This window comes from Mitsuaria sp. CC2 (assembly GCF_048957715.1).
In the GTDB taxonomy this organism is placed as follows: domain Bacteria; phylum Pseudomonadota; class Gammaproteobacteria; order Burkholderiales; family Burkholderiaceae_C; genus Roseateles.
The window spans coordinates 1-26,293 of the sequence record NZ_JARVXN010000009.1 but is presented as its reverse complement, the minus strand read 5'-3'; the positions used below and the strand labels follow the sequence as shown (position 1 = coordinate 26,293).

Sequence of the window (26,293 nt, the reverse complement as noted above, 5' to 3'; positions counted from 1 at the left end):
GTTCGGTTCACAGGAAAACCACCCCCGATCTGACGAAAGGTTTCCATGACCGCCCGCCGCCTCAGCGCCGACCCTGCCTGCGCCGCGTCCCCCGCGTCCCCCGCGTCCTCCGCCTCTTGCGCTTCTCCGAAGACCTTGTTCAAGCGCTCGTCCCTGTCCGCTGCCAGCCTGGCCGCGTGTTTCGCCCTGCCGCTCGTGCCAGCCTCCGTGCTCGCGCAACAGGGCGCCGGCGGTGCAGCCACATCGACGGCATCGACGGCATCGGCCGCACGCAGCTTCAACATCCCGCCTGGCCCGCTCGACCTGGCGCTCACCCGGCTGGCCCGCAGCGCCGGCGTCCTGCTCTCCTTCGATCCCAAGCTCGTCGAGGGCCGTCAAAGCGCCGGACTGAGCGGGACCTACACGGTGGACGCCGGCTTGCGCAGCCTGCTGGGCGACACCCCGCTGAAGGCGGTGGCCCAGGCCGACGGCAGCTTCGTCGTCGAGCGCGCGACGGCCGATGAGGCGGCGACGATGCCGTCGGGCACCCTGCCGGCGGTTCGGATCAAGGCCCGCAACGGCCTGGCGGCGAGCGAGACGACCGACCGCTACGGCGCGCCCGCCTCGAGCACGGCCACGCGGCTGGCGCTCTCGCCGCGCGAGACGCCGCAGTCCGTCACCGTCGTCACCCGCGCCCGCATGGACGACTTCGGCCTGCTCAACGCCAACGACGTGCTCGCCAGCACCACCGGTGTCTCGGTCGACGTGGTCGAAACGGACCGGACCTACTTCAACGCCCGCGGCTTCGACATCTCCAACTTCCAGATCGACGGCGTGGGCATGCCGTTCACCAACGGCGACCAGCTCGGCGACATCGACACCGCGCTCTACGACCGCGTCGAGGTGCTGCGCGGCGCCAACGGCCTGCTGTCGTCGACCGGCAATCCCGCAGCCACGGTGAACTACGTGCGCAAGCGGCCCACGGCGGATTTCCAGGCGTCGTTCGGCCTCACGATCGGCTCGTGGGACAAGCAGCGCGCCGAGGGCGACGTCTCCGGCCCGCTCAACGAGTCCGGCACGCTGCGAGGTCGCGCCATCGTCATGGCCCAGCGCAACGAGTCCTTCATGGACAACTATGCGCTCAGCAAGAACCTGGTGGCGGGGCTGCTCGAGGCCACGCTCGCGCCGCGCACGACGCTGACGCTGGGCGTGTCGCGGCAGGCCAACCGCCCCGAAGGCACGGCCTGGGGCGGCCTGCCGCTGAACTACGCGGACGGCTCTCCCACCGACTACCCGCGCTCGACCGCCGCGGCGCCGCGCTGGTCACACTGGGACAACACCGACACGACGGGCTTGGTTGAGCTCGCGCACGCACTGGGCAACGGCTGGAACGCCAAGGCGATGGCGAGCTACCGCAAGCTCGGCGCCGACGGCAGGCTCTTCAGCATCTCGGGCGCCCTGCCCGACCGCGCGACGGGAACCGGCACGGAGAGCTGGCTCTCCACGCAGGTGACCGACGAAACCCAGGCGCTGGTCGATGTCAGCGCCTCCGGCCCCTTCGAACTGGCGGGACGCCGCCACGACGCGGTGGTCGGCATCAACACGGCGCGTGTCCACAACGAGGCGTCCTACCAGCGCGGCGCCGGCAACGGCACGGCGATCACGGCGCCCGACGGCTGGGGCAGCTACCCTGAACCGGCCTGGGACGGCGGCACGGGCTCGGCCGACTTCGTCAACCGGCGCGAGTCGATCTACGCGATGACGCGGCTGAACCTGGCCGATCCGTGGAAGCTGCTGCTCGGCCTCAACCACACCCGCATGCGCAGCGAGGGGCTGGGCTTCCGCGCGGTGCCGCGGGTCTACAAGGAAGCCGAGACCGTGCCCTACGTCGGCACCGTCGTCGACATCGACGCGCACCACTCGCTCTACGCGAGCTACACCAGGATCGTGAATCCGCAGACGCAGGTCGACGCGCGCCAGTCGCTGCTCGGGCCCATCACCGGCAGCAACGTCGAGGCCGGCGCCAAGGGCGAGTGGCTCAACGGCGAGCTGAACGGCTCGGTCGCCGTGTTCCGCACCAAACAGGACAACCTGGCCGAGTACGCCGGCTTCGACACCGACGGCGGGTTCTCGTACTACCGCCGCATCGATGCGGCGTCCACCGGATTCGAGCTCGAGATGGCAGGTCGGCTGAGTCCCGACTGGGACCTGACGGCCGGCTACACGCAACTGCGCCTGGAAGACGCCGCGGGCGCCGACGCCCGCACCTTCATCCCGCGTCGCACCGCGCGCCTGTCGGCGCGCTACCGCGTGCCCGCGCTGCCTCAGCTCAAGCTCGGCGCGACGCTGCGCTGGCAGAGCGGCATCCACCGCATCAACGGCACGCAGACCGCGCCGGACGGCGCCGACATCGTCGCCCGGCAGCCCGGCTATGCGGTGCTGGGCCTGATGGCGCGCTATGACTTCAGCGATCGGCTCAGCGCGCATCTGCTGATCAACAACGTGACCGACCGCAAGTACCTGGCCAGCCTCTACTGGGACCAGAGCCTGCACGGCGCCGGACGCAACGGCCAGCTCACCTTGAACTGGAAGCTCTGACATGACGGCGCCGCTGTCGCCGTCCCCGCACCCCGTCGTCGCCGACTTCATCGCCCACCGCCCGCTGCTCAAGCGCGCGGCGTGGCGCTGGATGGGCGATCGCGACCTCGCCGACGACGTGATGCAGGAGGCCTACATGAAACTGATGCAGAGCACCCCGCCGTCCGGCGTTCAGCAGCCGGTGGCCTACTGCATGCGGGTCGTGCAGCACCTCTGCATCGACCACCTGCGCCGCCGCAAGACCGAACAGCAGCTGCTCGGCGAGGAGGACGAGGGCCACGACCTCGAAGCCGGGACCGGCACGCCCGAACACCAGGCGATCGGCCGGCAGCTCCTGCAGTGCGTCGAGCGCTGCCTGAGCCGGCTGCCCGCGCGCACGCGCCAGGCCTTCGTGCTGCATCGCGTGCACGGCCACACGCAGCAAGAAGTGGCGCAACGACTGGGCGTGTCCACTGCGCTCGTGAACGCCATGGTGCAGGACGCCGTGCGGGCCCTGGCCCGCTGCCCGGACCTCGGTCGTCCGCGCTGAGGCGGCTCGGCTCACCCACTCGGACCAGCCACGTGGAGTAGCCCCTCGGATCGCAGGTTCTCTTCCTGAAAATTCGATCGCGGCATCCGTCAAAGGGAGGTAGCGCGCGGTCGACGGCCGCGCTCCCCACCCTCACCGACTGGAAGGCGGCCACGATGCCTGGCAACGATCCACTATCCAACGACGCCGAGGTGCTTGATGTCATCGGCATCGGCCTCGGCCCCTTCAACCTCAGCCTCGCCTGCCTCCTGGCGCCGCTGGCCGATGCGACGGTGCCCTGCCGCGCGCTCTTCCTCGAGAGCCACCGCGAATTCAACTGGCACCCCGGCATGCTGATCGACGAGGCCACGCTGCAGAACCCCTGCCTCGCGGACCTCGTGAGCCTCGCGGACCCGACCAGCGATTACAGCTACCTCAACTACTGCAAGCACAGCGGCGAGATCTACTCGCACTACATCAACGGCCCGCACTACATCACCCGCGAGGCCTTCAACCGCTACTGCCAGTGGGCCTCGCGACGCCTGCCCAACGTGCGCTTCGGCCATGAGGTGGTGTCGGTCTCCCACGATGCCCACGGCCCGGGCGGCGCGCTCTACCGCGTCCATGCCCGTCGCGCGGACGGCGCGATCGTCGAGTTCCTCGCGCGCAAGCTGGTGCTGGGCGTCGGCGCGCAACCCAGCCTGCCGGCATGCTGCGAGGGCGACGCCCCTCCCTACCTGCACACCGCCCACTACCTGCAGCACAGGGCGCAGCTGCTGGACAAGCGTTCGGTGACCATCGTGGGCAGCGGCCAGAGCGCCGCCGAGGTCTGCCACGACCTGCTGAAGGAAGCCGCGTCGCGCGGCACCACGGTCAACTGGATCACGCGCTCGCCCTATTTCTTCCAGATGGAGACGACCCGGCTCACGCTGGAGATGTTCTCCCCGGACTACACCGACTACTTCTACGACCTGCCCGACGAGCGCAAGGCCGCCGTGCTGGCGCGGCAGGACAGCCTCTACAAGGGCATCAACGCGCGGCTGATGGACGACATCTACCACCAGCTCGAACGCGCGCGGCAACGTCGCAGCCACCAGGCGCATCTGGTCACGCAGTCGGAACTGCGCCGCTGCCGATTCGACGAGGCGAGCGGACAGCACCTGCTCGAGTTCCACCGCACCGACACCGGCGAGGTCTTCGAGCATCAGACGGACGGGCTGATCTTCGCCACCGGCTACCGGCAGCGCGTGCCGCGTTTCCTCGGCGGCATCGAGCATCGCCTGCGCTTCGACCGCCAGGGGCGCTACCAGCCGACGCGCAACTACGCGGTCGACATCGCCGGCAGCGAGGTCTACGTGCAGAACGGCGGCCTGCACAGCCACGGGCTGAGCAACCCCGAGCTGGGCCTGGCCTGCTATCGCAACTCCTGCCTGATCCGCGAGCTGACCGGGCGCGAGCACTACCCCATCGAGACCGGCTTCGCGCTGCAGAGCTTCGGCGTGCCGCGATCGCCGCTGTTCCGGGCGCTGCCGTCCGCGGGCCTCTTCCCGAATTCTCCGCACTTCCCGCAGGACAAAGCATGCGCCTGAAACACGGACTGATCCTGATGACGCTGTTCGCCGTCATCAGCGACGGCCTGCTGATCCCGTTCTATCCGCAGTTCTTCGCGGAGCGCTACGGCGACGGCAGCCCCTGGCACGTCGGCGCCTACATCGCCTTCATCTCCATCACGGTGATGTGCGTGTTTCCGCTCTGGGTGCGGGTCGCCCGCCGAGTCGAGACGCTGCACATCCTGCAGTACACGCAGGGCATCGCCGCGGCGCTGTGCCTGGCCAGCTACTGGGCGCCGGACCTCGTGAGCTACTGGGTGCTGTCGATGGCGATGTTCGCCTTCAAGAGCAGCTACCTGCTCAACTTCCCCTACCTGATGCGCACGGAGTCCGACGAGACACGCGGCGGCACCATCGGCCTGCTGTCGGTGACGGCCCACCTGGGCGTGGTCCTCGGCGCGGTGACCGGCGGCGCGGTGATCGAGCACTGGGGCGTGCGCGCGTGCGTGCTGCTGATGGCCCTCGCCGACGTCGTGCAGATGCTCATCTGCACCTGGCTGATCCGCAGCCGGCGCATGGTGCCGGTGCTGGCCGAGGACGCGAAGGAACGCGTCGCCCCGCGGCGCTTCAGCCTGGCCGGTCACGCGCCCATCCTGAAGCTGGCCGTGGTGATGCTGCTGTTCGACTTCGGCGCGGCGCTGGTGCGGCCCTTCTTCTCGCTCTACTGGTCCAGCCTCGGCGATGCGGGCAGCGGGGCAGGCGGAGAACTGGCAGCCGGCGCGGCCTTCGCGGTGCCCAAGATCGTCGCGGTCTGCGCCTTGCTGATCCACCGCTGGCTCACGCTGCCGGAGCAGCACCCCACGCGCCGCACGCTCGCCAACCTGATGCTGGGCGCCGTGGGCCTGGGACTGCAGGCCGCGCCCGACGTCGCCACGCTGCTGATCGGGCGCGTGCTGCTGGGCTGGGCGCTGTACCAGCTGGTCATCAACTTCGACGTGCAGCTCTACCAGCTCAGCACACCGGACGACTTCGGCCGCGACTACGGCGTCATCAACATCTTCCAGAACTGCGGCGTGCTGCTCGCGTCGTTCACCGCCGGCTCGCTGGTGGCGACGCTCGGCCTGCGGGCGCCGTTCATCGTGGCCGGTACGGCCTTCCTGCTCGCGGCCGCGCTGTGGCTCTGGCGCTTCCCGAAAGCGCGCTCCGCGGACCACGCGCCCGCCCTCACCCCTGATCCGGAGGAGTCGTCCCATGCGCCCGTCGCTTGAATCCGCCGTCGCCGACACGGCCGCCGCGTCGGCATCCCATGCTGCCGCTGATGCGCCGGCGATCTACACCTCGCCGGGAGGCCTGGCGTTCCGCCGCCTCGTCATCCCGGACGACATCCCGCTCATCCACAGCTGGTTCCAGCAGCCGCACGCGAAGTTCTGGTGCCTGCAGGGCAGCAGCGTGGCGGAGGTCCGCGACCTCTACGCCGCGCAACTGGCCTGCGGCTTCCGCGACGTCCACATCGGCTCGCTGGGAGGCGAGCCCGTGGTGCTGGCCGAGTCCTACGAACCGCGCTTCGACCAGCTGGCCGATCACTACGCGGTGCAGCCCGGCGACCTCGGCATGCACATCTGCGTGGCGCCGGCCCGCCGGCCCGTGCGCGGCTTCTCGCGCCGCGTCTTCCAGGCCGTGATGGACCTGATGTTCGACGGCCTGGGCGCACGCCGGGTCGTCGTCGAGCCCGACGCGCACAACGAACGGATCCACGTGCTCAACAAGACCTTCGGTTTCGTCTACCGCGGCGACGTCCAGCTGCGCGAGAAGGTCGCCAGCCTCGCGCTGTGCACCCGCGCGGACTACCGCACCGCCCTGCAACACCTCCAGGAGATTCCCGCATGACCTCGCATACCCCGCCTTCGACGCCCTCGCCCGCCGCCGTGGTCGACCACCTGAACCCGGAGGTCTGGCGGACGGTCAACCGCCTGCTCGTGCGCAAGGCGCTGTCCGAGTACGCGCACGAACGCATCATCGAACCGCGGCTGGATCCCGCGTCGGCCGCGCGGCGTCCGCTGCATCAGTGTTATTCGCTGGCCACGCCCGACGGGAACACCGTCTACCGCTTCGAGGCGCGGCTGATGGCGCTGGGGCACTGGGCCGTGTCCGCCGAGTCCATCGAGTGCCTGGCGGGCGGCGTCAGCCGTGAGCTCGACGCGCTGCGCTTCATGACGGATTTCAAGCAGGCGCTGGGCCTCAAGCCCGAGCAGCTGCCGATCTACCTCGACGAGATCTGCAGCACGCTCTACAGCAGCGCGTACAAGCGGCTCAACACCGCGCACGGCAGCCGCGCGCTGATCCACGAGGCCGACTTCCAGGTGATCGAGACCTCGATGACCGAGGGCCACCCGGCCTTCGTCGCCAACAACGGCCGCCTCGGCTTCGACGGCGCCGATTACCGCGCTTACGCCCCTGAGGCCGCCTCGCCATTCCGGATCGTGTGGCTGGCGGTGCACCGCGACCAGGCGGCCTTCCACTGCGTGCCCGACCTCAGCTACGAGCAGCTGCTGCGCGAGGAGCTCGGCGACGAGACGCTCGCCCGCTTCGACCGCCAGCTGCGCGAGCAAGGCCTGACCCCGGCCGACTACCTCGTCATGCCCGCGCATCCCTGGCAGTGGGCCAACAAGCTCTCGGTGGCCTTCGCGCCGTACGTCGCGCAGCGGCGCATCGTCTTCCTGGGGCTGAGCGACGACCAATACCTCGCGCAGCAGTCCATCCGCACGATGTTCAACCTCGGCGCGCGGCACAAGCGCTATGTGAAGACCTCGCTGTCCATCCTCAACATGGGCTTCATGCGCGGTCTCTCGCCGTACTACATGTCCGGCACGCCGGCGATCAACCAATGGATCAAGGACCTGCTGGACCGCGACGACGAACTGCGCGCCAACGGCTTCACGATGCTGCGCGAGGTCGCCTCCATGGGCTTCCGCAACCACTACTACGAGGCTGCCGTCGAGTCCGACACGCCCTACAAGAAGATGTTCTCGGCCCTGTGGCGCGAGAACCCGCTGCCCCTGCTCAAGCCGGGCGAGCGGCTGATGACGATGGCGGCCCTGCTGCACGTGGACCGCGACGACGTGGCGCTGCTGCCGGCGCTCATCGAGGCTTCGGGGCTGAGTGCGCGGGCCTGGCTGAAGCGCTACCTCCAGGCTTACCTCACGCCGCTGATCCATTGCTTCTATGCCCACGACCTCGTGTTCATGCCGCACGGCGAGAACCTCATCCTCGTCCTGCGGGACCACGTGCCGGTGCGCGTGCTCATGAAGGACATCGCGGAGGAGGCGGCCATCTTCAACACCGAGGCGCAACTGCCGGAGAACGTCCGCCGGCTGGTGATGGACTTCCCCGACGACTTGAAGACGCTGGCCGTGTTCATCGACATCTTCGACGGCTTCTTCCGGTACATGAACCAGGTCCTCGTCGAACACGGCGCGTGCAGCGAGTCGGACTTCTGGCACGAGGTGGCCGACAACATCCGCGGCTATCAGGACGAGCATCCGCAGCACCGCGACAAGTACGCCCGCTACGACCTCTTCGCGGCGACCTTCCGGCAGTCGTGCCTGAACCGGCTGCAGATGGGCAACAACACGCAGATGATCAACCTGTCCGATCCGGCGGCCAACCTGAAGATCGTCGGCACGCTGGACAACCCGCTGGCCCCGTTCGCGCCGGCAGCGTCCGCCACCGCGGCGAAGCGCGGGGCGGCATCGGCGTCGGCGTCCGCGCCGGCCGAGGTCGCATCCTGACCCTCGCCGCCTTCTTCGCGCACGCGCGCACCGTGGTGCCGTCGCTGCAGGGGCGTTGCGGTGTCGATGTCGATGTCGATGTCGATGTCCATGTTGATGTCGAGGTCGATGCAGAAGCGGTCATCGCGCCGCCCCTGCCGGCCGCTGTGGCCGCTGAACGGCTCGTCGCCGCATTGCGGGCGCGCGATCCCCAGGCAGGCCGGGCGTACTGGGCGCTGCGCGCCTGGTCGCGGCTGGTCTGGCAGCCGACCTACGCCAGCGTGTTCGCCGTCGAGCTGGCGGGCGGCGTGCTGCCGCTGGCCCGCCTCGGCTGGGACGTGGACGTCGACGAGGCGGACGTGACCGGCTTTGCCATTCCGGCGACTGGCTTTGCGGCGACGACTCCGGAGGCGACGGCGGGGGCGACGGCGGGGTCAGGCCGTGCCAAGGCGGCCGCGCAACTGCGCACGTTATCGGCCACGCTGCTGGGCGCCGTGCAGGCCACCCTGCCGCTGCATCCCAAGGCGGCGCGGCGACAGCTCGCCGACTGCGTGCTCGCCGCGCTGCTGCGAGTGCAGCCGATCGCGAGGCTCGCGGACGACGCACTGTCCGACATCGGCGCCGACTGGCTCAGGCACCTCGGCGCGTCCGGCGAGAGCGGCTACCTGGTTTTCGACACGGCGCCCGGCACCTCGTGCCTGGCGCTGGACCGCGGCGTGTGCTGCCTCGACGACAGGCGCGCCGGCGGCGACATGTGCAACACCTGCCCGCGCCTGCCGCGCGCCGAACGGCTGCGGCGGCTGGGCGCCCTGGATCTCCGGAACTTCGCATGAACGACATCGTCCGACGCGCCCACCTGCTGTCCACCCAGCCGCAGTTGCCGGCGCAGGCCTATTTCGACGACGAGCGCTTCCAGCGCGAGATGGCGATGTTCGAGCGCCAGGCGCCGCGCTACGTCGGGCATCGTCAATGGGTGCCGGAAACGGGCGACTGGCGCACCCTCGGCCACGAGGACAACGGGCGCGTGCTGGTGAACGGACGCGACGGCGTGAAGCTGCTGTCCAACGTGTGCCGGCACCGCCAGGCGCTGATCCTGGGCGGCGATCCGGGCGCGGTGACGGCCGGCACTTCGCACGGGCGGCTGCCGGCGTCCGCTGGCGGTCACATCGTCTGCCCGCTGCATCGATGGACTTACACCGATGCCGGCGAACTCGTGGGCGCGCCGCATTTCTCGCCGCAGCCCTGCGCGCATCTTCCCCGGTATCCGCTGAAGGAGTGCCACGGCGCCTTCTTCGAAGGTCCGCGCGACCCCGCGCGCGACCTGGCCGGACTGTTCAAGCGGCCGGAGTTCGATGTCTCGGACTACGTGCTGGACCGCATCGAGACCCACACCTGCCGCTACAACTGGAAGACCTTCATCGAGGTCTACCTGGAGGACTACCACGTCGGCCCTTTCCACCCCGGTCTGGGCAGCTTCGTGACCTGCGACGACCTCGACTGGGAGTTCGCCGAGCCCTTCAGCGTGCAGCGCGTGGGCGTGCATCGCGGGCTGGATTCGCCGGGATCGCCGGTCTACAGCGCCTGGCATGACCGGCTGCTGGCCTATCGCGGCGGCGTGCCGCCGGAGTTCGGCGCGATCTGGGTGACCTACTACCCGACCCACATGATCGAGCTCTACCCGCACGCGCTGGTGCGCTCGACGCTGCACCCGCGCGGTCCGCAGGAGACGCTCAACGTCACGGAGTTCTACTACCCCGAGGACATCGTCGCCTTCGAGCGCGAGTTCGTGGCGGCGCACCAGGCGGCGTACAACGAGACGGTCGTGGAGGACGACGAGATCGCCGAGCGCATGGATGCGGGACGCCGGGCGCTGGTCCGGCGCGGCACCACCGATGCCGGTCCGTATCAATCGCCGATGGAGGACGGGATGCGGCATTTCCATGAGTGGTACCGGCTGACGATGGGCGGTTAGCCGTCAAGGCGCGAGTCGCGTAGAATCGGTGTCCCCTCATGGCTGACTGGCAATGCCGCCAGACTGCAGCCGTTCGCGTACCGACCATCTGCTCACGCCAGAGGTCGAGCACGCATCCTCCGCGCCGTGCGCGCCTATGGGGCGCCTCAGACTCCTGACGGCGCGCCATGACTCAGAAAGGCTCTCCTTGAGCACCAAGATCTATGTTGGGAATCTGCCCTACTCCGTGACCGACGCCAGCCTCCGAAGCAACTTCGGGGAACATGGCAGCGTCAAGTCCGCCAAGGTCATGACCGACCGCGACACCGGCAACTCCAAGGGCTTCGGCTTCGTGGAAATGGCCTCGGCCGAAGACGCCCAGGCGGCCATCACCGCGCTGAACGGCATGTCGGTGGACGGCCGCTCCATCGTCGTCACGCTGGCCCGCCCGCGCGAAGGCGGCAACGACGCCGGCGGCAGCCGCGGCAACAGCGGCTCGGGTGAGTTCCGTTCGAGCAAGCGCTCGGACGTCGGCTACGGCAACGGCGGTTTCGGCGGCGGACGCTACTGATCCCGGCAGCCTCGGCTGAAAGGACCGGCTCGTTGGAGCCGGTTTTTTTTCGTCTCGACGCGCCAGCCCGTCAATCGCAGGCCGCGCCGGCCTGCACGCGCCGCAGACACCCGCGCTCCGACCGCGGGTCGGCGTCCGTTCCCCAGTAGACGGGGGGATAGTTCCAGATCGGTCCGCCCCACGACAGCGTACGCGCGCCGTCCGTGACATAGACGTAGTGCGTGCGGGTCTGCTTCAGCACGTCCTGCATGTGAGCGGGCGTGGCCGAATGGATGAGCGCCCAGGTCTTGACCTGCAGCGCGTCGGCCACCTCTCGGGCGTGCGCGTCGAGAATCCGCCCACGCTGATCGTCGGCCGGACCGTCGACGCTCACCACATGCTCGCCCGCGCGGGCCGATCGCAAGAAGCAGTGGTTGGGTCCGGAGGCGCCCGCATTCCAGACCACGGTGCCCCCGACGTTCAGCGCGGACAGATGCGCACGCACGCCCTGCCAGCGGGTATTCGCGGTTTCGCACGCGTCCGGCTTGACGGCGAGCATCGGATCAGGTCCCGCCTGATCGAAGAAGAAGCCGTCCACCCCGTCCAGGACGTCGCGATAGGCGGCGATCTCCAGCGGCACGGCGGCGAAGCTGGCCTGCTGGTCCTGCGTCACGCCGCCGTGTCCCATGGCGATGTAGCCGAGCACCTGGCCTCCTTGCGACCGGATGGTCCGGATGACCGCCTTCCAGTTCGCCCGCTGCGTCGCATCGAGGCGCTGCACGCCCTGCACCGGGCCGATGACCACCAGACTGCCCGGCGGCACCCGCCCCTCATAGCTGCGGGGCGACTGATCCCACAGGGCCAGCATGCCGAAGTTGGACGGCGCGGCTTCACTGGCCGGACTGAGCGCGGCGAGTGCGAAGAATGCGGCCGCCAAGGCCATCGCGGCGATGGGAGATCTGAGCCGGCCTCGCGTCGAGGCGTTCATCGGTTTCATCATGCGCCAGGGGCTTTCGCCAGCCATCGTGAACGACGAGCCCATGGTCGCTCGTCGCGAACAACCTTGCCCCGCGGAGGGATCGCTTCCGCAATCATGGGTTCAGCGACTGCCCCAACTTGCCTCGCGTGAACAGGATCGGCGTGCGACCGACGACCAACTGTCATCGGTAGGCGACGCTGGCCAATTGACGCAATCGCCTGCCGGTCACCGGCTTGAGGATGAATTCGTCGAAGCCGATGCAGTCCGCCAGCACGGGGTCCAGGTCATGGAGATCACCGGTCAGCGCCACCAGGCAGGTGCGCTGCTGGCCTTCCGCGCCGCGGATGCAGGCCGCGGTTTCGAAGCCGTCCATGTCGGGCATCTGGATGTCCAGGATGATCAGGCGGGGGCGCAATGACGCGGCCAGCTCCACCGCCCGCCTGCCGTCGTAGGCGGCACAGGCGTCAAAGCCCAGCGCACCCAGCAGGGCGACGAGCGAGTCGGCCGCGTCGACGTTGTCGTCCACCACCAGGATCCTGCAATCAGATCGGGGCTCAGTCTTCATGCCCTCCATCGGCAAACGTCGTGCCGCGCACCGAACCGCACTGCACCGCACCGCACCGCCGAGCGGCCGTGCTCATGATCTGCGACGCGCCCTCACAGTGACGAAGCCGCCTGGAACCTCGGCCGCACGGGTATGCATCAGTTTCTGCACCCAGTTGCGCTGACATACTGAGACCGTGCATGAACTGGAACAGATCATCGTCCTCTTCGTCGCCGCAGTCCTCCTGGCCGCCGCGGCGAGGAAGCTCGGCGCTCCGTCGCCGGTGTTCCTCGCGCTTGGTGGCGCGGCGCTTGCGCTGGTGCCAGGCGCGCCTGAGCTCACCTTGCCGCCCGACCTGGTGCTCGCCTTGTTCGTGGCGCCTATTCTGGTCGACGCCGGATACGACGCGTCACTGCGCGATCTGAAGGACAACTGGCTGCCCTTGACCAGCCTCGTTGTCGTCGCGGTCGGGCTCACCACTGCGGCGGTCGCGCTCGTTGTGCACACCCTCGTCCCGTCCCTGCCCTGGGCGGCGGCCGTTGCTCTGGGCGCCATCGTCGCGCCTCCGGATGCCGTCGCGGCCACTGCCGTCCTGCGCCCGCTGCATCCGCCTCAACGCATCCTGGGGGTGCTTGAGGGCGAGAGCCTGCTCAACGATGCCAGCGCGCTGCTGATCTACCGCCTGGCGGTCGGCGCCGTCGCCTCCGGAGGCTTCGTCATCCAGGCGGTGGCCCCAGCATTCGTCCTCAGCGTCGTGGGGAGCCTCATCGCCGGGCCCGTGCTCGGCTTCCTGACGCAGCGGCTGTTGGAGCGCGTCCAGCACATTCCGACGGCCATCCTGCTGCAGTTCGTCGGCACCATCGCGGTGTGGCAGCTCTCGGAGCGCTTCGGGCTGTCGGGGGTGCTCACCACGGTCGGCTTCGCCATGACCCTGGCGCGCCTTGCGCCGGCCCGCATCGGGGCTCGCGTGCGCGTGCCCACCAATGCCGTCTGGGCGACTGTGGTGTTCGCGCTCAACCTGCTCGCCTTCATCTTCATCGGGCTGCAGCTGCGCCCCATCCTCATCGAGCTTCCGCAGACGACCCGGGACCAGTACCTGTCGGTGGCCGCGGCTGTTCTGGCGACCGTCATCGCCGTGCGCATCGTGTGGCACATGACCTTCAACCAGCTGCTGCAGTTCCTCGGGGGCCGCCACAGCCTGCGCGCGGCGCGGCTGATGCTCAGGCCCACCGTGGGCAGCGGGCTCGTCATTTCCTGGGCCGGCATGAGAGGCGTCGTCACGCTTGCGGCAGCGCTTGCGCTGCCCGCCACCTTCCCTGGCCGCGACCTGATCCTGCTGACCGCCTTCCTCGTCGTCCTGGGCACGCTCCTGATCCAGGGACTGACGCTGAAGCCGTTGCTGCGCGGACTCAAGCTGCGCGATAACGACCCCGTCGGCGAGGAAGAGACGGCCGCGCGACAACGCATGCTGGAGGCCGCGCTGGCGCGAATCCCGGCGGAAAAATCCGCGGCACTCGATCTCGCACGCAAGAACCTGAAGATGCATCTGGGGCGTCCGCTGCATGCCCCGGAAAGTGCGGCCGCTTCGTTCGGCGTCGATTACGACACGGCCTATGAGGGCGCCCTCAGCGCGGCGCGCCAGACTTTGCTGGACATGCGGGACGCCGCCGAGATCGGCGACGACGCCTTCCACGCGCTCGAAAACGAACTGGACTGGCTCGAAGCCACGGATCCCTTGCGTGCCGCCAATGCGGATGCCATTCCCTAGTAGCGGCATCGTCCGCCCCCACCCGGCGTGCTCGATGCGCCGAGCACGTCTCGGCGCGTTCATCGACTGTCTGCTGGATCGGGCAGCGTTCGCACAATCAGAGTGAAACGACCCACGCCGTCCGTGGACGCCGGGACCGGCGCCCACGGCGGCCTTCAGACGCCTCGCGCCTGACGGACGGGCTCGCCCGTGCGCTGGGAGATTTGCATCACGAGCATCGCGAATCGACCTCCTTGACGCAGCGCGACATAGCGCTCACGCGCGGCGTTCAGCCCGGCGATGTCGTGGCCCAGCTCGTGCGACACGCGCTCGGCTTCGGCCAGTCCCGACTCCTGGTAGATCCGCAGATCGGCCAGCACTTCGGCGCGGGTCAGCATCGACGGCATGCCGTGCCGATGCTCGACGTCCACGCGCGGATAGTGATCGGCGCGGGCGGCGGCGCCGATGAAGGCAGAGGCGCCGACGATCATGGTCAGGGCGGCGCGAGACACGGCATTCAAGGTGGAAGAGCGGTTCATGGCAGTCTCCAGGTGGGGGTGGTGGGGTGATGGAAAGGGAGGGGAGGAATCTGCCGGCCGTCACTTCGGCTGGACCTTGGCCGCGGCCAGGATCGCGGCGGCGACTTCCGAGGTCTTGGACAGCTGCGGCACGTGACCGGCCTTCAGGCGGATCGTCGTCGCGGCGATCTTCTGGGCGTTGTCGAGCTGCAGGGCGGGCTGGATCATCAGGTCGTTGTCGGACACGATGAACCACGACGGCTTCGTGCGCCAGGCCGCGGTCGTCACCTTCTCCTCGAAGGCCTTGCCCCGGATCGGACCCTGCGTCGCCGCGATGAGCCGTGTCTCGGACAGGGGCACGTCCTGAGCGAAATGCCGCGTGATGCCTTCGAAGGTCATCGAGACGAATCCTTCCTTGTCGCTGACGACGTGCGACAGCCCGCTCGGCGTCGGGTACTCCTTGCTGAGGTCGACGATCGACTGCCCTTCGGACGGCGCGAACGACGCGACATAGACCAGCGACTTCACGCGCGGGTGGTTGCCGATCTCGGTGATCACCATGCCGCCCCACGAGTGGCCGACCAGCACCACCGGCCCGGTCTGGGCGTCGAGGGCGCGCCGGGTGGCGGCCACGTCGTCGGCCAGCGAGGTCAGGGGGTTGTTGACGGCGACGACGTCCAGGCCTTCAGCCTGCAGCCGGGTGATGACCCCGTTCCACGAGGCGCCGTTGTCGAAGGCGCCGTGGACGACCACCACGGTGGTCTTGCCGACCGGCGGGGCGGCCGATGCGGGCTCCATCGCGACGATGGACGCGAAGCTCAGGGTGGCGACGAGGAACGGCAGCTTGATGGTGGGCTTCATTTGAATCTCCTTGGGAGAGTGGGTGGCAGAGCTCAGGCGCTATAGCTGTCGCTGTGGCAGCCTGTGGTCCGAACTTTCTGCTTCCCGGCCCTTGTCGCCATCGCTCCCGTGGAGGGGAGATCGGGGCGACGTTGGCACGATCCGGTCAGCCTCCAAGGCGTGCGCCGAACCTGTCCAAAGGAGGTAGACCGCCACGACCGCTGTCCCTCACCCCTGCCCTCTCCCGCAAGCGGGAGAGGGGGCAAGACGGCGCGGGGTCAGTCCTTGCCTCAAGGGTCCGTTACATCACCTTTCACGTGGACCTCGATCCGCATCGCGCGGTTCTTCGTAGGTCGAGGGCTTGATGTTCGAACCCCTCACGTCCCCATGCCTGCTGTCGTCTTCGCCTGTACCCTCGATACCCACGCCTTCGAATCGCTGCTCCCCTTCGCCACGGCCCTGGCGCGTCGCGGCTACCGCGTCCACTTCCTCGCCGAGCCCACCTTCCGGGTCCGCACGGAAGCCGCCGGCATCGCGTTCGAGGCGATGCGTCATGCGCAGGACACGGACGACATCGATGACGGCGGCATCCCGTGTCGCACGGCTGTCGCCAGGCGGCTGCTCAGCTTTGCGCACGGCGTGCGGCGCCATCATGTCGACCGCGTCCGCGGACAGCACGCATCATTGCAGTCGCTCCTGGAACGCCTGTCGACTCGATACCCCGGCGAGGCGACCGTGTTGATCCACGACACGATGTTCCTAGGCGCCTGGCCGCTGCTCCTAGGCGCGCCGGGTCACCGCCCCGCCGCCGTCCTGTCGATCGGCGTCATGCCCCTGCCGGCGACGGATGCCTTTCTCGCGCCCTTCGGCACGGGACTGCCGCCCGACAGGAGCGAGAACGGCCGACGACTGCATGCGGCGATGGACGCGCAGTTGCGGGAACTGTTCGCGGGCGCCCAGGCGGCGCTGAGCAGGACGCTGAAGCGTTGCGGCGCGACCCGCCCGCCGCCGTTCGTGCTGGACGGCATGCTGACCTTGCCGGATCGGTTCCTGCAACTGGGTGTCGCGCCGTTGGAATACCCGCGGCGCGACCCGCTGCCCAACCTGCGCTTCATCGGCCTCGCGCCCCTGCTTCCCAGCGCCGCCGCCCTGCCCGTCTGGTGGAGCGATCTCGACACGGCGCGACCCGTCGTCTTCCTGGCGGCAGGACGGGTCGCCGGCGGAGACCTGGATCCGCTTGTGCTGACGACGCTCTACGCGCTGCACAACGAACCGGTGCTCATCGTCGTGACGGTGGACTGGGACGCACAGCGCTTCGGCCCCTTGCCGGTCAATGCGCGAGCCGCCCGGTCTCTGCCGCCGGAGGCCCTGCTGCCTTGGGTCGACGTGATGGTGAGTCACGGCGGCGACGCCGACGTCCAACGCGCGCTGTCGCAAGGCATCCCTGTGGTGCTGGGTCCCGAAGACGAAGCGCAGCGGGAACTCGCCGCGCGCGTGGTCCATGCCGGAGCGGGCGTTCAACTGACGTCACCGATCTACGCCGAGGAGATCCTCACGGCGGTGCAGACCGTCCTGGAGACCCTGAGCTTTCTCGCCGCGGCCCATCGACTGCGCAAGGCCTACCACCGACACGATGCGGTGGCGGCTGTCATCGCTGCGGTTGAAGCGGCAGCCGATCCGGGCACGGCGGCGGCGCCATGACTTCGGCCTTCCAGGAAGGACCGCACACCGAGCGTCGGGAGGGCTGGCCTCCGCGCAGGCGCCTCGGTTGGCCTTGGTCGGCGATTGCGTGGCTGCTGGACGTGAACGCTATCGAGGAATTGTTTCTCCCGGACGTGCCGGACATGCCGGACACGGCGGACAAGGCCCACAAGGCGGACAAGGCGGACAAACCGCCCGCCGATTCAGGGAATCGGCAATGAGGTCTTGGACAGCACCTCTTTCAACACCATGAAGGTCCTGATCTGCCGCACGCCGGGCAGATAGAGCAGTTGGGTGGCGTGCAGCCGGTTGTAGCTTTCGTTGTCCCTGGTCCGGACCAGCATGAAGTAGTCGACCTCGCCCGAGACGACATGGCATTCGAGGCACTCCGGGATCTTCTGGACCAGCTTCTCGAACTGGGCGAAGGACTCCGGCGTCGACCGGTCCAGCACCACGCCGATGAAGATCAGCGTGCCCGCCTCGACCGCCCGGGGCTCCACCAGCGCGACGATGCCCTTGATGAAGCCGAGCGTCTTGAGCCGCTCCACACGCCGCAGGCAGGCCGGCGCGCTGAGATGGACCTTGGCGGCCAGCGCCACGTTCGAGAGCGACGCATCGCGCTGCAGCAGTTTCAGGATCGTGCGGTCGATGCGGTCCAGCGCGTCAATGCCGACCGCACCGCCCGCGGCCCCCGCCGCGCCAGCGTCACTGCCGCCACGCAACATTGTTTTGCGCATGATGATCTCCTGGCAACTTTCATCAACGACGAATCCACCGTAGAGCGATTTATACGGCGAAGGCCGTCGAAGTCGCAATCCCATTGCGCGCACATGTTCCTACGATCCTCTTCTCGATGCCGCCCCGGCATCCCCGTGGAGGACGGTGATGACCCTCGATCGACATGAGCGCTATCCGCTCACCTTCGGCCCCACCCCGATCCAGCCGCTGCGACGGCTGTCGGCCCACCTCGGCGGGCAGGTCGAGCTCTACGCCAAGCGCGAGGACTGCAACAGCGGCCTGGCCTTCGGCGGGAACAAGACCCGCAAGCTCGAATACCTCATCCCCGAAGCCCTGCGCGAGGGCTGCGACACGCTGGTGTCGATCGGCGGGATCCAGTCGAACCAGACCCGCCAGGTCGCCGCGGTCGCGGCCCATCTGGGCATGAAGTGCGTGCTGGTCCAGGAGAACTGGGTCAACTACGCCGACGCCGTCTACGACCGCGTCGGCAACATCGAGATGTCGCGCATCCTCGGCGCCGATGTGCGCCTGGACGCGGCGGGTTTCGACATCGGCATCCGACCCAGCTGGGAGCAGGCGCTCGAAGACGTGCGGCGCGCCGGCGGCAAGCCCTTTCCCATTCCCGCCGGCTGCTCCGAGCATCCGCTGGGCGGGCTGGGCTTCGTCGGCTTCGCCGAGGAAGTGCGGCAGCAGGAGCAGGCGCTGGGGTTCCGGTTCGACTACATCGTCGTCTGCTCGGTCACCGGCAGCACGCAGGCCGGCATGGTCGTCGGATTCGCCGCGGACGGCCGCGCCGATCGCGTCATCGGCATCGACGCCTCCGCCAAGCCCGCGCAGACACGCGAGCAGATCCTGCGCATCGCCCGCCGGACCGCGGCGCTGGTCGACCTCGGCCGCGACATCGAGCCGCGGGACGTCGTGCTCGACGAGCGCTTCGGCGGACCCGAATACGGGCTGCCGAGCGACGGCACGCTCGAGGCGATCCGCCTGTGCGCGCGTCAGGAAGGCATGCTCACCGACCCCGTCTACGAAGGGAAGTCGATGGACGGGATGTTGAGCATGGTCCGCAACGGCGAGTTCCCCGCCGGGTCGCGCGTGCTCTATGCGCATCTGGGCGGCGTGCCCGCGCTCAACGCCTACAGCTTCCTCTTCCGCAACGGATGAGCGCCGGCGGGTGCCATGTCGATGCGACCGATCGATCGCCGGTCAGTTCACGCGCTGCCGCATCTGTCGGAGCAGGACCGCGTCGGTCGCGATCGCGGCCAGCTCCTGCAGCGTCCTGCGCTGGGCAGGATCCAGCTGGCGCGGACGGTAGTCGATGACGCAGATGGAGCCCAGGGCGAAGCCGTCGGGGTCATAGACGGGCGCTCCCGCGTAGAAGCGGAAGTTCGGGGCGTCCGTCACCGCGGGGTTGGCGGCGAAGCGCTCGTCCTTGGACAGGTTCTTCACCTCGAAGACGTCCCGTTGCAGCAGGGTGTGATTGCAGAAGGCCCAGCTTCTCGGCGTCTGCGCCAGGTCCAGCCCCTCACGGGCCTTGAACCACTGTCGATCGGCGGTCAGCAGCGTCATCAGCGCCACGGGCGCCTTGAGCTCACTGGCGGCCAGCCGCGTCACGCGGTCGAAAGCCGATTCCGGCGGCGTGTCGACGAGCCCCGAGCGCGCCACGGCCTGAAGCCGACCGGCCTCGTTCGGCGACACCGGGAACTCGCCCTCGATGAAATCGACGGCGGCCTGGACCTTGTCCTCCGTCAGCGGAATCAGCACACCGCCCAGCGCGTCGAGGCTGGTCTTGACGGCGCGCGCCGGCAGCTTCACGGCACCCCGTCTGCCGCCCGGAAAGACGGCGACGAGCGCCGCCGCCTTGAACTGGTCCGAGTCGGCCAGCGCTTGCAGCAGTCCCACCCCTGCCCCCTGGAAGGCGGCCACATCGACCACGACCGCGGCAGGCACCCGCTCGCCGACTGCGGCGGCGGCGGCCCAGGTGTCGGCGTGGAAGACGGGAGAGACGTGCGCGATCCGCCGCAGGACGGCCTCGAAGCCGGGACGACCCGCGTCGTCGGTCACCACCAGCACGGTCGCCGAGGACACGTGCGCGGCGACCGCCACGGCGGCGCCTCCGCCGGGAAGGATCGCATCGACGTCGCTGCGCAGCACGCGACGGTGGCCGCCGGGCGTCTTCCACGAGGGCAGCTTGCCGGCCTCGATCATGAGCTGGGCGGTGCGGACCGAGATGCCGAGGAGCTTTGCTGCTTCAGTGGTGGTGAGGACGTCGTCTGTCATCTGCGCGGAGGTGCAAGCCCGGACCGGAGGCCCAGCGCTGCACGGAGGCCAGTTTACGTCGCGTGGCGGAACGCCGGGCGCGCCGCTCCCCTCAGCCCTACAAATTCGGTCAAATTCGACAATTTTCGATGTCTTTGGTAGATTTGAAACTTGCAGCGAAATTCGGCAAGGCCGGATCCGCATGTTCACCCCTTCCACTCACCACCGACTGCATCCATGGCTCCGATCTCCACCGAATCCTCCCGTCGCGACCCGTCTGGCGACGCCCGCTCCACGCCCGACCGCCACTTCGACTTCATCGTCTGCGGCGCCGGCACCGCCGGTTCCGTGGTCGCCGGCCGCCTGGCGGCGGATCCGGACGTGCGCGTCCTGCTGCTGGAAGCCGGCGGCGACGACGACTGCCCCGAGGTCATGGAACCCGGCCAGTGGCCGCTGAATCTCGGCTCCGAACGCGACTGGAACTTCAGCGGCGCGCCCAATCCCCACCTCAACGACCGCAGCATCCCGTTGAACATGGGCCGCGCCCTGGGCGGCGGCTCCAGCATCAACGTGATGCTCTGGGCGCGCGGCCACATGAACGACTGGGAGGACTTCGCGCTGGCCAGCGGCAACGACGCCTGGAACTACGAGTCCGTGCTGAAGATCTACCAGCGTGTCGAGGACTACTGGGGCGCGCCGGACCCGCAGCGGCGCGGCGTCTCCGGCCCGGTCCACGTGAGTCCGGCGGCGCGTCCGCAGCCGGTGGCGACCGCCCTGCTCGAGGCCGCCCGCCAGATCGGCATCCCGACCTTCGAGAACCCCAACGGCGAGATGATGGAAGGTCGCGGCGGCGCGGCCATCAACGACCTCATCGTCAAGGAGGGTCGCCGCCAATCGATCTATCGCGCCTATGTCCATCCGCGCCGCGGCCAGTCGAACCTGACGGTGCTCCCCCACTCGCTGGTCAGCCGGCTGGTCTGGTCCGGCAAGCGGGTCGTCGGCGTCGACGTCGTGCGCGACGGACGCCTGGAGCGCTTCACCGCCGATCGCGAAGTCATCCTGTCGCTCGGCGCGGTCAACACGCCCAAGGTCCTGATGCAATCCGGCATCGGCCCCGAGGCGGAGCTCGGCCGGCACGGCATCCCGCTGGTCCAGCATCTGCCCGGCGTCGGCGCGAACCATCAGGACCACGTGTCCTTCGCCACCATCTTCGAGTACGAAGAACCGCAACAGGTCGGCCACGGCGGCTCCGAGGCCACCTTGTACTGGTCGAGCGACAGCGCGATGCGCCTGCCCGACATGTTCCACTGCCAGGTCGAATTCCCAGTCCCGAGCGCCGAGAATGCCGGCCCGGACGTGCCGCAACACGGCTGGACCATGTTCGCCGGCCTGGCCCATCCGAAGAGCCGCGGCCACGTCACCCTGTCCGGTCCCGACGTCACGGACGCGCCCATCATCCAGACCAACACGCTGGCCGACCCGGACGACCTGCGCTGCGCGCTCGACAACATCCGCCTGGTGCAGGAACTCGGCGCGCAATCCGCCTTCAAGGGTCTGGTCAGGCGCGAGAGCCTTCCCGGCAGACTGTCGGGCGCTGCGTTGGAGCACTACGCGAGGAACGCCGCGGTCACCTACTGGCATCAGTCCTGCACTGCCAGGATGGGGCGCGACGAGATGTCGGTGGTGGACGGCGCCCTGAAGGTCTACGGGGTCGAAGGCCTGCGCATCGCCGACGCGTCCGTCATGCCCCACATCACCAGCGGCAACACCATGGCGCCCTGCGTGATCATCGGGGAACGCGCCGTCGAGGAGATCAGCGCCGCCTACGGATTCTGACGCCAGCGGAAAGGCCTCTCCGATCATGTTCCGGTCCGCCCCCGCCGCGTCCGACGGTTCCGCCGTCCTGCGCCACCTGCTCACACGCGTCGTCCAGCGGGACCGCGACGCGTTCGAGCGGCTCTACCGCGCCACGTCGGCGCATCTCTTCTCCATCGCCCTGCGCGTGATGCGCGACGAGGCGCGGGCCGGCGAGGTGCTGCAGGACGCCTATGTCAGCATCTGGCAGAGAGCCGACAGCTACCGGTCGGACGTCGCCTCACCCATGACGTGGATGATCAACATCGTCCGCAACCGGGCCATCGACGCCTTGCGCTCAGGCCGGCGGGAACGGGAATGCACCGTCGATCTGGACGACCGCGCCCTGCAGGTCGCCGCCGACGCGAGCGGCGATCCGCAGGCGCTGCTGGAGCTCAGTCTGACGAAGGCCCGCATCGACCGCTGCATGCTGGTGCTGTCCGCCGCGCAGCGTCAATCGCTGGCCCTGGCCTACTACCGCGGGCTGGCGCACACGGAGATCGCCGACCTGCTCGACACCCCGCTGGGCACGGTGAAGGGCCGGTTGCGCGGCGGGCTGGATCAGTTGCGGTCCTGCCTGGACGTCAGCCCTCTTCGGGCGTGAGGCAGGCCTCGAAGAGGCGCAGACCCGCTTCCAGCGTCTTGAAGCCCTCGGGAATGCCGGACATGGCTGCCAGCTTCTCCCGATACAACGCGTCGGTGCGGGCCAGCACCGCGTCGACGGTCTTCTTGCCGCGCGGCGTCAGACGGATCAGGTAGCTGCGGCGGTCGTTCGGATCGTTCATGCGTTCCGCCAGATCCTGCGACGTCAGCTTGTCGATGCGGTAAGTCGCCGTCCCCGAGGTCACGCTGTGCATCCGCAGGATGTCGGTCGGCCGCAGTGCATAGGGCTCGCCGATCCGGCGCAGCGCCATCAGCAGCATGAACTCGTCGTACTTGATCCCCAGCGCCGTGCAGTCCTCGATCAGCAGCCGGTCGATCAGCATGCCGATGCGCCGGATGCGGATGCCCAGGAGCATCGCCTCGGAGGCCTTGTCCCCCAACTCGCCGCGCCACTGGTCGATCAGCACGTCCGAGTTGCCCCACACCGGACTGACCTCCGTGTCCTGCGGTGCGGGCAACTGCTCGGCGAGCTGACCCAGCAGCTCGGAAACGCTCGTGCGCGGCTTGGCCAATGTCATGCCTCTTTGGAGGTAGGTGGAAAAACTGATGCTTTGAAAGTATATCCAAGATCACGTATCTTTAAAGTTAAGATAAATTTCTGCAACGGCCCGCCGCCGCCCTGCGGAGTGCCTTTGTCCGGGGAACAGCCCCCCTCGCCGAGCACCACACGCCATGAGCACTCCGCCGACATGTCCTCCGCTCTTGCCGCTGCCGATGCCGCCGCTGCCGATGCCGCCGCTGGCGCCGGACGTCGACGCCAGCGGCGTCGGGGCCGGTCTCCTGCGTTTCGGTGAATTCGAGATCTCCCCGGCGCGTCGCACGCTGTCGCGCCATGGCGAGCCCCTGCGACTCGGCAGCCGCTCCTTCGACCTGCTGGTCGCGCTCTGCCAGCGTCCCGGCGAAGTCCTCTCCAATCAGGACCTCATGGCGGCCGCCTGGCCGAATCGCGTGGTGGACGAGGGCGGCGTGCGGGTCCAGATCGCCGCTCTGCGCAAGGCCCTCGGCGACGGACGGGACGGCCGGCGCTTCATCACCAATGTGCCGCTTCGCGGCTATTGCTTCGTGGCCACGGTCGGACGGGCCGGCACTGACGTGCCGCAACCCGTCTCCGCAGCCGATGCATCAGCATCAGCATCAGCATCAGCATCAGCATCAGCATCAGCATCAGCATCAGCATCAGCATCAGCATCGGCAACGACGCCGCAGCCGGCGGCACGCCCGTGCGCCATGCCGTCGCTGCTGTCCTCGCTCGTCGGTCGGGAGGACGACATCGACGAGGTGACGCGCCGCCTCGCCGAATGGCCCTGCGTGACCCTTGCGGGGCCCGGCGGCATCGGCAAGACGAGCGTCGCCCGCGCCGTGGCGGAGAAGCTCAGCCAGCGGGACGGGTTCGACGCGGTGTTCGTCGAACTCGCCAGCCTGGCCACCTCGGCGCACATCGGCATGGCCGTCGCCTCCGCCCTCGGCATCAAGGCGTCCGACACGGATCCGCTGCCCGCCATCGCCGCCACCTTGCGGAGCCACGAGCAGTTGCTCCTCGTGCTGGACAACTGCGAACACGTCGTCGACGGCGCCGCCGACACGGTCGAGTACCTGCTCGCCCACGCGCCGAATGTGCGCGTGCTGTGCACCAGCAGGGAGTCGCTGCGGACCTACGGCGAGTGGGTCCACGGGCTCGGGCCGCTGACCCTGCCTCCAGGAAATCTGCCCAGCACCGGGGACGCCCTGCGTTATCCGGCGGTGCGTCTCTTCGTCGATCGCGCGAGTGCCGCGTCCCGCGCGTTCCACCTGGGAGACGAGGAAGCCCGGCAGGTCTGCGGCATCTGCCGCAGCCTGGACGGCATTCCTCTGGCAATCGAGCTGGCGGCAGCCGCGGTCGACGTCGTCGGGCTCGCCGGCCTGGTCGATCGCCTGGGCAGCCGGCTCGCCCTCCTCGGGCGCGGTCGGCGCACCGCGCCCGCCCGGCAGCAGACGCTGCGCGCCACGCTGGATTGGAGCTACCAGCTGCTGTCCGCCGACGAGCAGTCGATGCTGGCAGCGTTCTCCGTCTTCAAGGCCCAGTTCACGTACGCGGCCGCGAGCGCCGTCTCGGGTCGGTCACCGGAGGCCCTGGACGCCGGCCTCGCAGGCCTGGTCAGCAAGTCGCTCCTGAGCTCGGACCGGACCGGGGGCACCATCCGCTACCACCTCCTGGAGACCACGCGGGCGTACGCCGCAGAACGCCTGGCGGCGAGCGAGGTCGAACAGGGGGTGGCATGGCGACACGCGATCTTCCTGCGCGACCTGCTGCGTTCGAGCGCCCAGGCCGGCGAACCGGGTCAGCCGCAGACGGCCCGATGGATGTGCGAGCACGCCCGGTGGATCGACGATCTGCGTCTGGCGATCCACTGGGCGTTCAGGCGCAAGGAGACGCGGTCGCTCGGCCTGGCCATCGTGGCCCGGGCGGCGCCGCTGTACTTCTCGCTGTCGCTGCTGGCCGAATACCGCGAGATGGCGGAGCGCGCGCTGGCGCAGATCGACGCGCCAGACGCCACCCTCGACGCCACCCCCGACAGCGACGCCGAAGACGAGATGCATCTGTGCGAGGGGCTGGGCCACGCACTCTGGCACACCCGCGGCGACAGCGCCGCAATGGCCCGGTCGTTCCGGCGCGCGCTCGTGATCGCGGAGCAGCGCCAGGCGACGATGTCGCGCAGGCGCTGTCTCTGGGGCCTGTGGCTGGTCTGCAATGCGACCGGCGACTACGCCGGATCGCGCGCGCTGGCGGAGCGCTTCGGCGAGGTGGCCTCCACACCGGTCCTTTCCGCCACCGATGGCACCGTCGCGGTCGATGTCACCAGCGACGATGGCTCCGTGGGCCTCACCCATGCCCGCATGATGGCGCTCGGCCTGCACCTGGACGGCCAACAGGATCTGGCCTCGCCGTTCGCGCAGAGGCTCCTCGACGAACCCGCCACGATCAACCAGGCGGCGGGCATCGGCTGGTTCCAGTTCGATCAACGGGTGGCCGCACTGGCGGTGAGCGCGCGGATCCAGTGGCTTCAGGGACGGCCAGACGCCGCGCTGGCATCCGCGGCCGAAGCGGTCAGGGAAGCCGTCGCCATCGACCACGCCCTGTCGCTCTGCTATGCGATCGCCATCGGCGCCGCACCGGTGGCGTTCTGGCGTGGAGACCTGGCGCAGGCCCGGATCTGGACGGCGCTCCTGCGCCAGAGTGCGGAGGCCAGGTCGCTGCATTTCTGGCGTGCATTCGCCGACAGCTACGAGCAGCTCCTTGACATCGAGGACGGGCGGCTCGCGCCGGACGCGGCCGGCATCCGACCGGCCATGGACACGATGCTGCGGGAGACGCGCTGCACGGTGCAGCCCGCGCTGGCCGACGACTTCGTGCTGTCTCGAGCGCGGCGGGGCGAGTCCGGATGGTGCAACCCCGAACTGCTGCGCCTGGCCGGCGAGCGGCACCTGGAGGCCGGCGACGCGCAGGCGGGCGTCGACGCCATCCGCAAAGGCATCGACCTGGCGCAAAAGCAGGGAGCGCTGTCGTGGG

The 26,293-nt window shown here is 69.1% G+C and carries 23 protein-coding genes; 16 read left to right on the top strand and 7 right to left on the bottom strand.

What is annotated here, in order from left to right; translation table 11 throughout:
* Positions 1-45 precede the first annotated feature (45 nt).
* From PV762_RS05355 to PV762_RS05315, 9 genes are all read left to right on the top strand, one after another.
* Positions 46-2,577, top strand: coding sequence for a TonB-dependent siderophore receptor (locus PV762_RS05355; protein WP_421033993.1), 2,532 nt, complete (start codon positions 46-48; stop codon positions 2,575-2,577).
* 1 nt (position 2,578) lies between these two features.
* Complete coding sequence (locus tag PV762_RS05350; RefSeq protein ID WP_421033992.1) at positions 2,579-3,106, top strand: sigma-70 family RNA polymerase sigma factor; 528 nt, start codon at positions 2,579-2,581, stop codon at positions 3,104-3,106.
* Positions 3,107-3,261: 155 nt separating this feature from the next.
* Positions 3,262-4,674: a lysine N(6)-hydroxylase/L-ornithine N(5)-oxygenase family protein gene (locus tag PV762_RS05345; RefSeq protein WP_421033991.1), complete on the top strand. Its 1,413-nt coding sequence runs from the start codon at positions 3,262-3,264 to the stop codon at positions 4,672-4,674.
* The gene (locus PV762_RS05340; protein WP_421033990.1) at positions 4,665-5,903 is read left to right on the top strand and encodes an MFS transporter; all 1,239 of its coding nucleotides are present in this window, start codon (positions 4,665-4,667) and stop codon (positions 5,901-5,903) included. The genes PV762_RS05345 and PV762_RS05340 overlap by 10 nt, the downstream gene beginning before the upstream one ends.
* Positions 5,887-6,522 carry a GNAT family N-acetyltransferase gene (locus PV762_RS05335; protein WP_421033989.1) on the top strand — a complete coding sequence of 212 codons (636 nt, stop codon included), beginning with the start codon at positions 5,887-5,889 and terminating at the stop codon, positions 6,520-6,522. The genes PV762_RS05340 and PV762_RS05335 overlap by 17 nt, the downstream gene beginning before the upstream one ends.
* Positions 6,519-8,423: an IucA/IucC family protein gene (locus tag PV762_RS05330; RefSeq protein ID WP_421033988.1), complete on the top strand. Its 1,905-nt coding sequence runs from the start codon at positions 6,519-6,521 to the stop codon at positions 8,421-8,423. Before PV762_RS05335 ends, PV762_RS05330 begins: the two co-directional genes overlap by 4 nt.
* A 32-nt stretch (positions 8,424-8,455) precedes the next feature.
* Positions 8,456-9,235, top strand: coding sequence for a (2Fe-2S)-binding protein (locus tag PV762_RS05325; RefSeq protein ID WP_421033987.1), 780 nt, complete (start codon positions 8,456-8,458; stop codon positions 9,233-9,235).
* Complete coding sequence (locus PV762_RS05320) at positions 9,232-10,374, top strand: aromatic ring-hydroxylating oxygenase subunit alpha (RefSeq protein WP_421033986.1); 1,143 nt, start codon at positions 9,232-9,234, stop codon at positions 10,372-10,374. The genes PV762_RS05325 and PV762_RS05320 overlap by 4 nt, the downstream gene beginning before the upstream one ends.
* A gap of 187 nt (positions 10,375-10,561) precedes the next feature.
* Positions 10,562-10,924, top strand: a complete 363-nt coding sequence (locus tag PV762_RS05315; protein WP_421033985.1) for an RNA recognition motif domain-containing protein — start codon at positions 10,562-10,564, stop codon at positions 10,922-10,924.
* A 70-nt stretch (positions 10,925-10,994) separates the two neighbouring features.
* Here the strand turns inward: PV762_RS05315 and PV762_RS05310 are convergent, their stop codons facing one another.
* Positions 10,995-11,945 carry a spherulation-specific family 4 protein gene (locus tag PV762_RS05310; protein WP_421033984.1) on the bottom strand — a complete coding sequence of 317 codons (951 nt, stop codon included), beginning with the start codon at positions 11,943-11,945 and terminating at the stop codon, positions 10,995-10,997.
* Between the two features lie 118 nt (positions 11,946-12,063).
* Complete coding sequence (locus PV762_RS05305; protein ID WP_421033983.1) at positions 12,064-12,408, bottom strand: response regulator; 345 nt, start codon at positions 12,406-12,408, stop codon at positions 12,064-12,066.
* 214 nt (positions 12,409-12,622) lie between these two features.
* Here PV762_RS05305 and PV762_RS05300 point away from each other — a divergent pair, with 214 nt between their 5' ends.
* Complete coding sequence (locus PV762_RS05300; RefSeq protein ID WP_421033982.1) at positions 12,623-14,194, top strand: cation:proton antiporter; 1,572 nt, start codon at positions 12,623-12,625, stop codon at positions 14,192-14,194.
* 155 nt (positions 14,195-14,349) lie between these two features.
* Here PV762_RS05300 and PV762_RS05295 read toward each other — a convergent pair whose 3' ends face one another.
* Positions 14,350-14,712 carry a hypothetical protein gene (locus tag PV762_RS05295; RefSeq protein WP_421033981.1) on the bottom strand — a complete coding sequence of 121 codons (363 nt, stop codon included), beginning with the start codon at positions 14,710-14,712 and terminating at the stop codon, positions 14,350-14,352.
* A 60-nt stretch (positions 14,713-14,772) separates the two neighbouring features.
* Positions 14,773-15,552, bottom strand: a complete 780-nt coding sequence (locus PV762_RS05290; protein WP_421033980.1) for an alpha/beta fold hydrolase — start codon at positions 15,550-15,552, stop codon at positions 14,773-14,775.
* 366 nt (positions 15,553-15,918) lie between these two features.
* On the opposite strand from PV762_RS05290, the gene PV762_RS05285 reads away from it, so the two are divergent.
* Entirely contained in the window at positions 15,919-17,232 is a 1,314-nt protein-coding gene (locus PV762_RS05285) for a glycosyltransferase (protein WP_421033979.1), read from the top strand.
* Complete coding sequence (locus PV762_RS05280) at positions 17,229-17,453, top strand: hypothetical protein (protein ID WP_421033978.1); 225 nt, start codon at positions 17,229-17,231, stop codon at positions 17,451-17,453. Before PV762_RS05285 ends, PV762_RS05280 begins: the two co-directional genes overlap by 4 nt.
* Here PV762_RS05280 and PV762_RS05275 read toward each other — a convergent pair.
* Positions 17,436-17,969: an Lrp/AsnC family transcriptional regulator gene (locus tag PV762_RS05275; protein ID WP_421033977.1), complete on the bottom strand. Its 534-nt coding sequence runs from the start codon at positions 17,967-17,969 to the stop codon at positions 17,436-17,438. The genes PV762_RS05280 and PV762_RS05275 overlap by 18 nt on opposite strands.
* A gap of 148 nt (positions 17,970-18,117) precedes the next feature.
* Here PV762_RS05275 and PV762_RS05270 point away from each other — a divergent pair, with 148 nt between their 5' ends.
* Positions 18,118-19,134 carry a 1-aminocyclopropane-1-carboxylate deaminase gene (locus PV762_RS05270; RefSeq protein WP_421033976.1) on the top strand — a complete coding sequence of 339 codons (1,017 nt, stop codon included), beginning with the start codon at positions 18,118-18,120 and terminating at the stop codon, positions 19,132-19,134.
* Between the two features lie 42 nt (positions 19,135-19,176).
* Here PV762_RS05270 and PV762_RS05265 read toward each other — a convergent pair whose 3' ends face one another.
* Positions 19,177-20,250, bottom strand: a complete 1,074-nt coding sequence (locus tag PV762_RS05265) for a helix-turn-helix domain-containing protein (protein WP_421033975.1) — start codon at positions 20,248-20,250, stop codon at positions 19,177-19,179.
* A gap of 216 nt (positions 20,251-20,466) precedes the next feature.
* Between PV762_RS05265 and PV762_RS05260 the strand changes: the two genes are divergently transcribed.
* On the top strand, positions 20,467-22,065 hold the full coding sequence (locus PV762_RS05260; RefSeq protein ID WP_421033974.1) for a GMC family oxidoreductase: 1,599 nt from the start codon (positions 20,467-20,469) through the stop codon (positions 22,063-22,065).
* 25 nt (positions 22,066-22,090) lie between these two features.
* Positions 22,091-22,687 carry a sigma-70 family RNA polymerase sigma factor gene (locus PV762_RS05255; protein ID WP_421033973.1) on the top strand — a complete coding sequence of 199 codons (597 nt, stop codon included), beginning with the start codon at positions 22,091-22,093 and terminating at the stop codon, positions 22,685-22,687.
* On the opposite strand, the gene PV762_RS05250 is transcribed toward PV762_RS05255, so the two are convergent.
* A complete protein-coding gene (locus tag PV762_RS05250) occupies positions 22,668-23,264 on the bottom strand; it encodes a MarR family winged helix-turn-helix transcriptional regulator (RefSeq protein WP_421033972.1) in 597 nt (198 codons plus the stop codon). The two genes, PV762_RS05255 and PV762_RS05250, sit on opposite strands and share 20 nt — an antisense overlap.
* 154 nt (positions 23,265-23,418) lie before the next feature.
* Here PV762_RS05250 and PV762_RS05245 point away from each other — a divergent pair.
* Positions 23,419-26,293: ATP-binding protein (locus PV762_RS05245; RefSeq protein WP_421033971.1), on the top strand; the 2,875-nt coding region annotated here is incomplete at its 3' end.

Excerpts from the sequence above, each read along its gene's own strand:
- PV762_RS05335 (WP_421033989.1), top strand. The coding sequence starts at position 5,887 with ATGCGCCCGTCGCTTGAATCCGCCGTCGCCGACACGGCCGCCGCGTCG.
- PV762_RS05290 (WP_421033980.1), bottom strand. The coding sequence starts at position 15,552 with ATGAAGCCCACCATCAAGCTGCCGTTCCTCGTCGCCACCCTGAGCTTC.
- PV762_RS05265 (WP_421033975.1), bottom strand. The coding sequence starts at position 20,250 with ATGACAGACGACGTCCTCACCACCACTGAAGCAGCAAAGCTCCTCGGC.
- PV762_RS05280 (WP_421033978.1), top strand. The coding sequence starts at position 17,229 with ATGACTTCGGCCTTCCAGGAAGGACCGCACACCGAGCGTCGGGAGGGC.
- PV762_RS05340 (WP_421033990.1), top strand. The coding sequence starts at position 4,665 with ATGCGCCTGAAACACGGACTGATCCTGATGACGCTGTTCGCCGTCATC.
- PV762_RS05350 (WP_421033992.1), top strand. The coding sequence starts at position 2,579 with ATGACGGCGCCGCTGTCGCCGTCCCCGCACCCCGTCGTCGCCGACTTC.
- PV762_RS05275 (WP_421033977.1), bottom strand. The coding sequence starts at position 17,969 with ATGCGCAAAACAATGTTGCGTGGCGGCAGTGACGCTGGCGCGGCGGGG.
- PV762_RS05285 (WP_421033979.1), top strand. The coding sequence starts at position 15,919 with ATGCCTGCTGTCGTCTTCGCCTGTACCCTCGATACCCACGCCTTCGAA.
- PV762_RS05295 (WP_421033981.1), bottom strand. The coding sequence starts at position 14,712 with ATGAACCGCTCTTCCACCTTGAATGCCGTGTCTCGCGCCGCCCTGACC.
- PV762_RS05320 (WP_421033986.1), top strand. The coding sequence starts at position 9,232 with ATGAACGACATCGTCCGACGCGCCCACCTGCTGTCCACCCAGCCGCAG.
- PV762_RS05260 (WP_421033974.1), top strand. The coding sequence starts at position 20,467 with ATGGCTCCGATCTCCACCGAATCCTCCCGTCGCGACCCGTCTGGCGAC.
- PV762_RS05255 (WP_421033973.1), top strand. The coding sequence starts at position 22,091 with ATGTTCCGGTCCGCCCCCGCCGCGTCCGACGGTTCCGCCGTCCTGCGC.
- PV762_RS05355 (WP_421033993.1), top strand. The coding sequence starts at position 46 with ATGACCGCCCGCCGCCTCAGCGCCGACCCTGCCTGCGCCGCGTCCCCC.
- PV762_RS05270 (WP_421033976.1), top strand. The coding sequence starts at position 18,118 with ATGACCCTCGATCGACATGAGCGCTATCCGCTCACCTTCGGCCCCACC.
- PV762_RS05250 (WP_421033972.1), bottom strand. The coding sequence starts at position 23,264 with ATGACATTGGCCAAGCCGCGCACGAGCGTTTCCGAGCTGCTGGGTCAG.
- PV762_RS05345 (WP_421033991.1), top strand. The coding sequence starts at position 3,262 with ATGCCTGGCAACGATCCACTATCCAACGACGCCGAGGTGCTTGATGTC.
- PV762_RS05330 (WP_421033988.1), top strand. The coding sequence starts at position 6,519 with ATGACCTCGCATACCCCGCCTTCGACGCCCTCGCCCGCCGCCGTGGTC.
- PV762_RS05310 (WP_421033984.1), bottom strand. The coding sequence starts at position 11,945 with ATGGGCTCGTCGTTCACGATGGCTGGCGAAAGCCCCTGGCGCATGATG.